Annotated in this window: 10 protein-coding genes; 8 read left to right on the forward strand and 2 right to left on the reverse strand. The window is 37.7% G+C overall.

The features are described 5' to 3' along the window. Positions 1-932 precede the first annotated feature (932 nt). On the reverse strand, positions 933-1,334 hold the full coding sequence (gene mce / locus ACZ9HT_RS06170) for a methylmalonyl-CoA epimerase (RefSeq protein WP_476039586.1): 402 nt from the start codon (positions 1,332-1,334) through the stop codon (positions 933-935). A 193-nt stretch (positions 1,335-1,527) separates the two neighbouring features. Here mce and rbfA point away from each other — a divergent pair, with 193 nt between their 5' ends. The 8 genes from rbfA (at position 1,528) to ACZ9HT_RS06210 (ending at position 11,267) form a co-directional block, all read left to right on the forward strand. Beyond that, positions 1,528-1,890, forward strand: coding sequence for a 30S ribosome-binding factor RbfA (gene rbfA / locus ACZ9HT_RS06175; protein ID WP_476039587.1), 363 nt, complete (start codon positions 1,528-1,530; stop codon positions 1,888-1,890). A 22-nt stretch (positions 1,891-1,912) separates the two neighbouring features. Next, positions 1,913-3,124, forward strand: coding sequence for an ABC transporter permease (locus ACZ9HT_RS06180; RefSeq protein ID WP_476039588.1), 1,212 nt, complete (start codon positions 1,913-1,915; stop codon positions 3,122-3,124). 648 nt (positions 3,125-3,772) lie between these two features. Further along, on the forward strand, positions 3,773-5,815 hold the full coding sequence (locus tag ACZ9HT_RS06185; protein WP_476039589.1) for an endonuclease: 2,043 nt from the start codon (positions 3,773-3,775) through the stop codon (positions 5,813-5,815). 68 nt (positions 5,816-5,883) lie between these two features. Next, positions 5,884-6,621, forward strand: a complete 738-nt coding sequence (locus ACZ9HT_RS06190) for a shikimate dehydrogenase family protein (RefSeq protein WP_476039590.1) — start codon at positions 5,884-5,886, stop codon at positions 6,619-6,621. A 76-nt stretch (positions 6,622-6,697) separates the two neighbouring features. Beyond that, positions 6,698-8,785, forward strand: coding sequence for a DUF349 domain-containing protein (locus tag ACZ9HT_RS06195; protein WP_476039591.1), 2,088 nt, complete (start codon positions 6,698-6,700; stop codon positions 8,783-8,785). Between the two features lie 8 nt (positions 8,786-8,793). Next, positions 8,794-9,393 (forward strand): hypothetical protein, encoded by a 600-nt coding sequence (locus ACZ9HT_RS06200; RefSeq protein ID WP_476039592.1) that lies wholly within the window; start codon positions 8,794-8,796, stop codon positions 9,391-9,393. 86 nt (positions 9,394-9,479) lie between these two features. Then, positions 9,480-10,502: a bifunctional diaminohydroxyphosphoribosylaminopyrimidine deaminase/5-amino-6-(5-phosphoribosylamino)uracil reductase RibD gene (gene ribD, locus ACZ9HT_RS06205; RefSeq protein ID WP_476039593.1), complete on the forward strand. Its 1,023-nt coding sequence runs from the start codon at positions 9,480-9,482 to the stop codon at positions 10,500-10,502. Between the two features lie 159 nt (positions 10,503-10,661). Continuing rightward, positions 10,662-11,267, forward strand: coding sequence for an IMPACT family protein (locus ACZ9HT_RS06210; RefSeq protein WP_476039594.1), 606 nt, complete (start codon positions 10,662-10,664; stop codon positions 11,265-11,267). Between the two features lie 55 nt (positions 11,268-11,322). Here the strand turns inward: ACZ9HT_RS06210 and ACZ9HT_RS06215 are convergent, their stop codons facing one another. Further along, entirely contained in the window at positions 11,323-12,030 is a 708-nt protein-coding gene (locus ACZ9HT_RS06215) for a zinc metallopeptidase (protein WP_476039595.1), read from the reverse strand. Positions 12,031-12,045: the final 15 nt, after the last annotated feature.

Raw genomic sequence — 12,045 nt, forward strand, 5'->3', positions numbered from 1 at the left:
GCGTTTTTCCTGAGAAATGTGATAGGAAATGAGGTTTGGAGGTTTTTTTAACGCAAAGACGCAAAGGTTTTTACTGTTAAGCTGCATACATTATCATTATTTAAGCACGCAGAGGCGTTTCACTTAGCGATATTCGCAGAGAATATAGAGGGTGAAATAATCAAAATTTATTTGGGGTTTTCCTGAGAAATGTGATGAAAATGAGATTTGAAGCTTTTTTTCATGCAAAGACGCAAAGGTTTTTTACAATTATGCTGCATACATTGTGATTATTTAAGGACGCAGAGGCGTTTCACTTAGCGATATTCGCAGAGAATATAGAGGGTGAAATAATCAAAACTTGGAATTTTTCCTGAGAAATATCAAAAGAAATGAGGTTTGGAGGTTTTTTTAACGCAAAGACGCAAAGGTTTTTTAATATTACTTTGTATACATTGTGATTATTTAAGGGCGCAAAGGCGTTTCACTTAGCAATTTTGGAAGAGGATGTAGAGGGTGAAATAATCAAAACTTATTTGGGGTTTTCCTGAGAAATGTGATGAAAATGAGATTTGAAGGTTTTTTTCACGCAAAGACGCAAAGGTTTTTACTTTTACTCTGTGTACATTGTGATTATTAAAGGACGCAAAGGCGTTTCACTTAGCAAAGTTCGCAACTTCTCTAAAGGTTAGGCATTCAAAATTTTAGTCGTGTATTTCTGAGAAATATGAGAAGAAATAATATTTGAATTTTTTTTAATGTGAAGACACAAAGGTTTTTTACTTTTACACTGTGTACATTGTGATTATGAAGAACGCAAAGGCGAATCACTCACCGATGGAGACGGAAAAATTCTCATTATTTCATTTTAGCAAACTTTCAAAAAATTCACCATTCAATATTGACTTTTCACCCTTCTCTTTCCCTGGCTCTTTTTACTTTTTCCTTGGCTCTTACAAATCCTTCTCCTGACACAACTCTACCAGGATACCATTCGTAGACTTTGGGTGGAGAAAAACGACAAGTTTATTATCGGCGCCGTCTTTCGGTTCTTCGGAGATGAAGATAAATCCGGCCTTTTTCAGACGTTCGATCTCGGTCTGGATATTTTCGACGCCGAAAGCGATGTGGTGAATTCCTTCGCCACGTTTGTCCAGGAATTTGGCGATGGGACTTTCGGGATTAGTAGCTTCGAGCAATTCGATCTTAGATTCTCCGATTTCGTAGAAAGAAGTGGTGACTCCTTCTCTTTCCACGGCTTCCTGTTTGTAATTTTCTCGGCCTAAGAGTTTGGCGAATAAGTCGTCGGATGTTGATAATGATTTGACTGCGATTCCGAGGTGTTCTATTTTCATAATTGATGGGTGATGGATGATGGATGATGGATGATGGATGATGGATGATTTTTTTTTACATAAATTTCGGTAATATCGTAAGACAAAAATTAATTATGTAATTTAAAATTTTATTTTTTTACAGTACTTGAAACATCAAACATCTAGCATCCGACATCATTCGTACTTCAAACAAAAATAGTAAATTTGCGCCATGAACGAAAGTAACAGACAGAAAAAAGTCGCACAGATTATACAGGAAGATTTTGCAGAATTGTTCCGCAAACAGGCTTCGGAAAGTAAGCAGACCTTTTTGGTATCGGTTTCGGATGTGAAAGTAACGGCAGATCTAAGTATCGCGAAGATCTACCTGAGTATTTTCCCAACGGAATTCCGTAAAGAAATCATGAAGGAGATCCTGGTCAACAAATCCCAGTACCGAAATTTTATCGGTCAGAAAATGGGGAAACAGGTTCGCATTATTCCGGAACTGAATTTTTATCTGGATACGACTTTAGATGACGTAGAAAAGATCGAAAGAGAGCTGAAAGGCGAAGGCGACAATCCTATTCTATAATCTGTTTTAAAGCTTATCTTCTTTGAAAAACACCGCATTTTACATTGCAACACGCTATCTTCTGGCAAAAAAGGGAAGCACGGCGGTCACTTTTATTACGTGGCTCGCTGCTTTGGCGATGATGGTTGCGGTGACGGCGATGTTTATTATTATTTCTGTTTTCTCCGGTTTAGAGGATCTGAATCAGGATTTGATCGCTAATCTTCATTCCGATATTACGGTAAAAAGCAAGCAGGGAAAGACGCTTCCTGACATTGCGAAAGCGACCAGGATTTTAAAGTCCAACCCCGATATTGAGCATTTTTCTAAAGTCATTGAAGAGAAAGTGTACATTAATTTTCGGGACAACGGCGACATTGCGAATTTGCGGGGCGTTGATTCCGCCTATATTTTCGTGAATCCGATCAATAAAAATATTTTCTACGGAACTTATCCAAGTTTTAAATATTCCAACGAGGTTTTAATCGAGAATAAACTGGATAACCGACTTGCGATTCCGGTGGGAGAAAGCACTGATTTTGCAGAACTTTTAATGCCGAAACCCGGCACCGGGATGATCAGTAAAGAGACCGATATTTTTAATAAAAGGGAAATTTTTGTTTCCGGCGTTTTTCCCGGAAATGACCAGCTCGACAATACCATAATTTCCCCAATTGAATTGACTCGGGAATTGCTGAATTTACCGAAAGAGTCGGCCTACGAAATGGTGATCAAGCTGAAAGATGCCACTAAAACGGATGTTGTAAAAGAAATTCTCCAAAAACAGCTAGGTCCGAAATACGACATCAAAACAAAATCGGAAGAGAACTCAGCTTTCTGGAAAATGATCAACACCGAGAAACTTTTTATCTATCTCATTTTTGTGCTGGTCATCTTTATTACGACTTTCAATCTCGCAGGCGCCATTATTATTCTGCAGCTCGATAAAAAAGAACAGGCAAAATCCCTCATCTCTTTGGGAATGAATTTGAAATCGTTGCGCAACGTCTATTTTTACACCGGAATTCTAATTGTACTGTTCGGCTTGTTCAGCGGATTAATTTTGGGAAGCGCCATCAGTTATCTTCAGATGGAAACCGGCTTTTTTAAAGCGGGAGAAAATACCGACTTGCCTTTTCCGGTGATGATCCGGCTCGTGAATTATTTAATTGTTGCGGCCACATCCGGTATTTTTGGATTTGGAGTTTCCTGGATTTTTTCTAAGATCAAAAAGTCTTTTTTTAGAATCAATTAATTTTTTCTGATTTTCTATTTCTTGAATTTTTTCGATGGTAGTGTTTGATCCTCGCGCTGATTTAGCGGAGGGCGGTGATTTTTTTTGCTTTCTTTACTAAATGTATTGGTGCTTTATATTTTTTGAATTTGCGATGTGGATATTTTAGGCGCACGGGTTGCATTTACACGAATTTATTTGCTTGAACTTTATAACAATTTCGATCTGCACTTTCTGCGAAATCTGTGGAAGGAATTTTTTGCGCAAAGGTTTACACTGAATTGCTTTTTTTTAATGGAGAAGTGATGATAATTTTAAATTACTTCGGGGGAAATAGATTCCTACTGTAGATCAGGATCTGAAAACGAATAAAAAGATCCTTCTGAAAAACAAAAACAAAGGCCTATACATTTTCAAGAAAGAAAATCAGTCCGTGAAATTTATCCCTGAATAACTGGTCAATTTTTGATAGTTTTACTTAGCCGCTGTTTTTAACGTCGGTTTTTTTGTGTACTCTTTTTTCCTTTTTTCCTATCTTCAATATCATATATTTAATAAAAGCGTTGAAAAATTTAAGAAAATTCAGATTTAACATAATAGTAATCTGAATTTTACTTTTCGTCTCGATTTTTATTTACCTTTGCCGTCCTAATTTATTTTTAGATCATTATGAAAAAAATCACTACTCTGTTACTGGGTCTTCTCTTTTCCTTCGGATTTGCGCAGGCTCCAGCCACTTATTACGACGGTACAAACGGATTAACCGGTGCTGCTCTAAAATCTAAACTAAGCCAGATCATTACAGCGGGAGCTCAAGATCACGGCTACGGTGGACTTTACGATGGTTACCCAACAACCGATAAAGATCATTATTACGAAAACGACGGTTCTGTTTTAGATATGTATTCTGAAAATCCTGCCGGAACAGATCCTTACAATTACCAGCACGGCGTAAAAAGATGCGGTAATTACAGTGCTGAAGGCGATTGCTATAACAGAGAACACGTAGTTCCACAAAGTCTTTTTGGTTCCCAACCGCCAATGGTTTCTGATATTAATTTTATTCGTCCAACCGATGGAAAAGTAAATGGAATGAGAAGCAATTATCCTTTCGGTTTGGTAAGCAATCCCTCATTTACTTCTAAAAACGGAACCAAAGTTGGAAACAGTACTTCACCAGGATATTCCGGTTCTGCTTGCGAACCCATTGACGAATTTAAAGGAGATATCGCCAGAATGATCTTGTATTTTGTAACAAGATATGAAAGTCAACTTTCCGGATTTAGTTCGGGAAATATGTTGGGCAACACTCCTTACCCAGGTTTACAGGCTTGGGAAAAAGACGTGCTGATCGGATGGACAACTCAGGATCCGGTTTCTCCGACTGAAATTGAAAGAAATAATGCATCATACGTTTTTCAAAATAACAGAAATCCTTTTATCGATCATCCGGAATGGGTGCAGCAAATTTGGGGAACGCAGGTTGTTGATAACGAAGCACCTTCAACACCAACCAATTTAGCCGTAGTTTCAACTTCTACCGCATCTGCAAACTTAAGCTGGACGGCTTCAACTGATAATATTGGAGTGTCTTATTACAAAATTTTTGTGAACGGTGCTTTCCACAGTAATTCACCTTCTAATTCTGCTACCGTTTCAGGACTGGCACAAGGAACAACGTTCAATTTTTACGTAATAGCGGTGGATGCTTCAGGTAATATTTCACCACAAAGTAATACGGCAACAGGAACAACTTTAACCGATAATGAAGCGCCAACAGCGCCAACGAATTTAACCGTAGGATCGGTCGGATCAAATAGCATTTCGGTGCAATGGACTGCCGCCACAGATAACGTGCAGGTTGCGTCTTATGATATTTATGTAAACGCAGTATTATATGGCACTACGAATTCAACATCTACCAACATTGCAAATTTAGAACCTTCAACAACCTATTCTATTTATGTAATAGCAAAAGATGCGGCCGGAAATGCTTCTCCTCAAAGCAATACCATTACTGCAACAACAGTTGCCATCGGCATTAATTGTGGTGACGAAAACTTCGATTCTATCCCAGCAGCTGCCTCGCAGTATTCTACATATAACTGGACAAGCAATGGAATTTCCTGGACTTCAGCTGATTCCCGGACCGATCAAACGTTAAACGAAAAAGCGATAACGATCCGCAACGGTTTCCTTACCGCCTTATCTGTTCCGAACGGAATTGGCGATCTAACGGTAACTACTCAACTAAAATTCAGCGGAAGCGCCGGAATTTTGAAAATTTTTATTAACGACGTTGACACTGGAAAAACGATTCCATACAGCTCAAACATTACTACAACAACCGTTACAGGAATTAACCTCTCCGGAAACGTAGAGATCAGACTGCAAAACACGAGCACGACGAACAGAGTTGCAATCGATGATATGAAATGGACTTGCTACGCGCTTGCAGCGGTAAACGAAAGTGGCATCAACAAAAATGCATTAACCATTTACCCAAATCCTGTGAGAAACGGACAACTTAATGTTAACGGTAAAAATTTATCGGATGTTGCCAACGCTCAGATCTTCGATTTTACGGGCAAATTAGTTCAGAACATTCCTCAACCCTTCAAAAATTCTTCCCGAATCACTTTGAAAAATTTACCCAAAGGAATCTATATTTTAAGAGCCGGAAACAGTTCTGCAAAATTTATCGTTGAGTAAATTAATATTTTAATATAAATCACTTAAAAGATCAGTTGTTAACTGGTCTTTTTTTTTATTTTTGAAGAATGGAACACCAACAGAAATTAGGCATCATCGGCAGAAATATTTCACATTCTTTTTCTAAAAAATATTTCGAAGATAAATTTCAGCGATTGATGCTGAAAAACGTTTCGTATCATGTATTTGATCTGGATGATATTTCCGAAGTTTCAGCTATTTTTGATGATCCCAATTTAATAGGTTTGAATGTTACCATTCCGTACAAAGAAAAAATTCTTCCTTATTTAGATGAACTGAGTGATGAGGCTGCGAAAATTGGTGCCGTGAACTGCATTTTGATCAAAGACAACATTAAAAAAGGCTTCAATACTGATGTTTTCGGTTTTGAAAAAACGCTCCTGGTTCACCGTAAAGATTTTCACAATTCAGCTTTGATCTTAGGAAATGGTGGCGCAGCGAAAGCGGTCCAGTATGTTTTGTCAAAATATAACATTCCCTATAAAACAGTAACGAGAAATTCGGACTTGAATTTTCAAAATATTACGAAAGAGATTGTTGCAAAAAAGACGCTGATCATTCAGTGCACACCGGTTGGAACCTTTCCGAATGTTGAAGATTGCCTGGATTTTCCATTCGAAGGAATGACGGATCAACATTTAATTATCGATCTTATTTACAATCCGAACTACACATCATTCATTAAAAAAGCTTCAGAAAGACATGCAAAAACGGTGAACGGTTACTATATGCTTGAACAGCAGGCAGAAAAAAATTGGGAAATTTGGAATTTTCAAAAAAAATAAGTTAATTTAGTGCTCTGTATGACTTTATAAGCAAAAAATATAATTTTTGCCCTTTAATTCTAATAAAAAGCTTGCTATGATCACAGAAGATTCAATCTCTGACCAACCTGAAAAGAAACCTTTAACTGAAGACGTTTCGACTGAAAACAATTCCGAAAAACCTGAAGAGAATTCTACAGAAAATCCTTCGGAGGAAATTGCTACAGATGAAGCGGAAGTTTCTGCCGAAAATAAAGCCGAAGTTCCCGCAGAGGAAAACAGCGCTGAAAACCCGTCATCATCTGAAGAAGAAGTTCCGACTGAAAGCGAAAGTCTTTCTGAAGAAAAATCATCTGAAGTTTTACAGGAAAAACCAGAACATCAGGCGGATGTTGATACTCAGAAATCGGTAGAAACTCCACCCGCAGAAAAAGTTCTTTCAGAAATTGATCCCGAAAAAGCAGATCACGGTGAACCTAATGCAGATCAAAATGATGATTCTCATTTGGAAGCAGCGGCGAATTTAACACTGTCCGAAATTCTAAAGGAAATGGAAACGCTTGTTAACAACGACGACGCAGGCGCTCATTTTCGAACTTTCAATCATTTAAAAGAGCAGGCAAATCATCTTATTCACGACGAAATTGAAGATCAGAAAAGTGAATTCGCAGCTGCCGGCAATCCCGAAGAGACTTTTAATGCTCATCATCCAATGCAGTCAAAACTTTCTGGCTTGATCCATATTTTCCGGGAAAAGAACGACGAATACAGTAAAAAGCAAGAAGAAAACCACGGCAAAAACTTAGAGGAACGCCAGGGTATTATCGAGAATTTAAAAACACTTTACACCAATACCGAAGTTGGGACGAATCTTTTTAAAGCGATTCGTGTGATCAAAGAAGACTGGAAAAACGCCGGACAAGTGGCAAAATCAGAGTTTAAAATTCTGAATAACAATTATTTTCATCATTTGAATCAGTTCTATCAAATGCTGGATATGAATAAGGAATATATGGAGCAGGAATATGCCCATAATCTGGAGAAAAGACAGCATATTATTGAGCGAGCGAAAGAACTTCAGACAGAACCTGCCGTACAAAAAGCGCTGAATGAGTTGCAATACCTGCACAAACTCTGGAAAGAAGAAGCAGAACCTGTGGCTGAAGAATTCCGGGAGAAAACCTGGGACGAATTCAAAGAGATCTCTAATAAGATCCACGATCGAAAATCGGAACTTTCTGCACAGATCGACGGTGAACAGACCGAAAACCTCGAGAAGAAAAACAAAATTATAGAGGAAATTAAAAAGATCTCCTCGCCGGAAAAAGAAGCCAATCACAATTACTGGCAAAATTCCATCAAAAAGATTGAAGACTTAAGAAGCGAATTTCTGAAATTAGGCAGCGTTCCACGCAAAGTTTCTAACCAGAACTGGAATGATTTCAAGCAGCATTTAAGAAATTTCAATACGTCCAAAAACGAATTTTACAAAGGACTCAAACATTCCCAGCAAACAAACCTTGAAGAAAAGCTGAAACTTATCGCAACTGCAAAAGACAATATGCTTTCTGAAGACTGGGAAATTATTGTTCCGCTTTTCAAAAAACTTCAGGATGACTGGAAGAAAATTGGTCACGTTCCACGAAGCATGACGAATAAAGTATGGGACGATTTTCGCGAGGCCTGTAACACCTTCTTCAATAATTTCAGAGAAAAAAATAACGCCGTCAGCGACAACTGGAAAGAAAATTTTAAAATTAAAAAACAGCTTCTCGACGAACTGAAAGAAATTACAGACGAGGAAGGCAGTGTAGAAAAGATTGAACATATTAAATCCAGCTGGAATAATATTGGAAAAGTTCCGCGCGAAAAAATTTCGATCAATACCGATTTCAATAAAACTTTAAGAGAAAAGCTGAAACTCAATAAAATTAATGAGTTTAGCCTGAAAGAAGAAGGCTTATCTGAAAATCAATTGACCGACAAAGCCCGCAAGATCAAAAATCAAATTGGAGATCTGGAAGCTGAAATCGTGAAAATGGAAAATAACTTAGGCTTCTTCAGCAATTCTTCGCGGGAAAATCCTTTGTTGAAAGAAACATACGAAAAAATCGACGACAAAAAATCTCAGCTCGAGAGCATGAAGCAAAGTCTTCACAGCATTCTGTCGGGCGAAAATCAATAGTAACCACGATGTTAAAAAAGATATTTTTATTGCTGGTCATCACTTCCCTAAGTTTTATGAAAGCTCAGGAAAATGTGGTAGATCTGCTTTCCGTTCCCGGACCGATCGAATATGACGGCAGTGAATATTTTTTGAGTTGGAGCAAACAACCTTCAAAGACGCTTTTCCGGCAGCAATATATGTTGCGAGATGAAAGGATCGAAGATTTTACGCAAATCCTGGATTTCTCTTTTTTTAATAAAGAAATTGAAATGGAGTTAGCGGTTCGTCAAAAAGTAGAATCGATACAAAGTCGGGAAACGAAAGACAAGTTTGCGAAAGTAAATGTTACCGAAAGTCCTGATGGCAAAGAATATGTAGTCGATTATTTTATTTCTGAAAGTCCGGAAAAAGGAGATTCTTACATTGAATATAATATTTACCGTTTTAAACCTTACGGTAACGGAACGCAGAAAAGCTTTCTTATTCTGTCCTACGCGACGAGAGTTTATGGAGATTTAAAATCTGCTGCAAAATCTTTGGCCAAACAAAGAGATCATTTGCTGGCAACCATGATCGAATATAAAATTCCTGAAATTAAAGTCGCTGCAATTCCTTCCGGAAAGTAATTAAAGCGATCAAAAGACAAACACCCGGCAAATTGTTGGGTGTTTTTTCTTTCTCATTAAAAAATCTTAAAAGCGACGCAATAAAAATGACCCACGAAATTTATATGAACCGCTGCCTCGAACTCGCTAAAAAAGCGTTGGGCAATACGTATCCGAACCCTTTGGTTGGAAGCGTAATTGTGCACAACGATCAAATTATTGGCGAAGGATTTCACCAAAAAGCGGGAGAAAATCATGCAGAGATCAATGCGATCAATTCTGTTCAGAATAAGGATTTATTAAAAGATTCCACCATCTACGTTTCTCTCGAACCTTGTTCTCATTTTGGAAAAACGCCACCGTGTGCGAATAAAATTGTAGAAATGGGTTTCAAAAAAGTCGTTATTGGAATTTTGGACTCGCACGAAAAAGTAAACGGAAAAGGCCAGCAGATCTTAGAAGCGGCAGGAATTGAAGTCATTTCGGGTATTTTAGAAAAGGAATGTCAGGATCTGAACAAAAGATTTTTTACTTTCCACCAAAAGAAGAGACCTTTCATCATTTTAAAATGGGCACAATCCAAAGATGGATTTCTGGACAAAGATTTCAAAGCAACTCAGATAAGCAATTCGTTATCGAAGCAATTCGTTCACACGATGAGAAGTCAGGAACATGCTATTTTGATTGGAAGCAAAACCGCACTTACCGACAATGCAAGTTTAACAACCAGAGAAATTTCGGGCAAAAATCCGATAAGAATTCTGATCGATTCGAATCTAAAAGTCCCGCGGGATTTTAAAATTTATAATAAGGAAGCTCCAACTTTGATCTTCAATGCAGTGAAAAATTCAGTAGAAGAAAATATAAAATTCATCAAAATAGAAAAGGAAAATTTTTTAGCAGATCTGATGCAGGAATTGTACGGAGAACAGATTCAGTCGATTATTGTTGAAGGTGGAAGTTTTACTTTGCAACAATTTATTGACGCGGATCTTTGGGATGAAGCCGTGATCATTAAAAATGAAGATCTTAATTTACTAAATGGGACGAAAGCGCCGGACTTTAACTTTGAACCGAACAGGGTTGAGAATTTACGCGACAATATTGTTGAATTTTACAGCAATAAATAATAAAATTACACATCATTTAAAACCATAAAAGTCAAAAAAGTTTAAAGATCTATAGATTTTTATTTTTGCGCACTTCTGGATTAACCATTAAAGAAAAATTCTTTTGTCACTTTTGCGGTTAAAAGTACTGTGTGAACTAATATATAATTAAAAAATATTTTGGAAAACTTCAGCTTCAAAACGATCAAAAAACCCATCGAAAACATCTTGCTCAAAGAAAAAGGAAGCAAGTTTATCGGCTATGCTTTCCCAGTAAATGACGAATTGGAATTGAAGGAAAGTTTGGAAAAAATACGAAGAGAACATCCTAAAGCAACGCATCACTGTTTTGCATTCCGGCTCGGAATTCTGGGCGAAAATTATCGTGCAAATGACGATGGCGAACCGAATGGAAGTGCAGGTTTACCCATTTACAACCAACTTTTAGCCAACGAAATCACCAATGTTTTATTAATTGTAGTAAGATATTACGGCGGAACAAAATTAGGAGTTTCAGGTTTGGTCAAAGCTTACAAAGAATCTGCGAAACTGACTCTGGAAGAATCCGAGATTATCACCAAAGACCTCGAAAGTGATCTGGAAATCGAGTTTGATTTCGACCGCCAAAATCAGATCTTTACTTTCCTAAACAAATTCGACGGCAAAATTCTGGATTTTCTTTCCGAAGAACAATGCAGGATCATCGCGAAAGTGCACACTTCCCAAAAAGAAAACATCTCGGAACAATTGTCCGAGATGCAAAATATTTCTTTTAAATTTCTTTAACTGGAAGTCTGAATCTTATCTCTATTTAACTTAATTCTTTCTAATTGGCTACTTTTTAATCTCTTCTCCCAATCAACATCGACGCCCAGTATAAAAGCTGTGCTAGGGAACCAAGAGCGGCAACTACGTAAGTTCTGGCGGCCCACGTTAAAGAATCTTTTACGCCAACATATTCTTCGGCAGTAACGGTTCCTGTATCTATTAGCCATTTCATAGCTCTGTTACTCGCGTCATATTCTACAGGTAACGTTACAAAGGAAAAAAGCGTAGTAAAAGCAAACAATATTACTCCGATCGCAAGTACAGTCGTGTTACCGTTTGGATTATCAATCGTTCTTGTAGCAAACATTAAGAAGATCCCTGCCATTAAAACAAACTGCATCAACCGGGAACTGATGTTAACCACCGGAACCAGCTTTGACCGAAGTTTCAACATAGAATATCCTACTGCATGTTGTACGGCATGTCCACATTCGTGAGCTGCAACAGCTGCTGCGGCTGCGTTTCTTTGCATGTAAACACCTTCTGACAAGTTAACCGTTTTTTCTGCTGGATTATAATGATCGGTCAGTTGACCTGGTACAGAAATTACCTGAACATCGTTAATGCCATTGTCCCGCAACATTTTTTCTGCTACTTCTTTGCCAGACATTCCGTTCCGAAGATGGACTTGAGAATAATACGCAAACTTAGATTTCAGTTTTGATGAAACCAACCAACTTATGAGCATCGAAACTCCAATAATTACATAATAACCTATCATTTTTACTTATATTTT

The organism is Chryseobacterium sp. UYP7 (assembly GCF_056279225.1).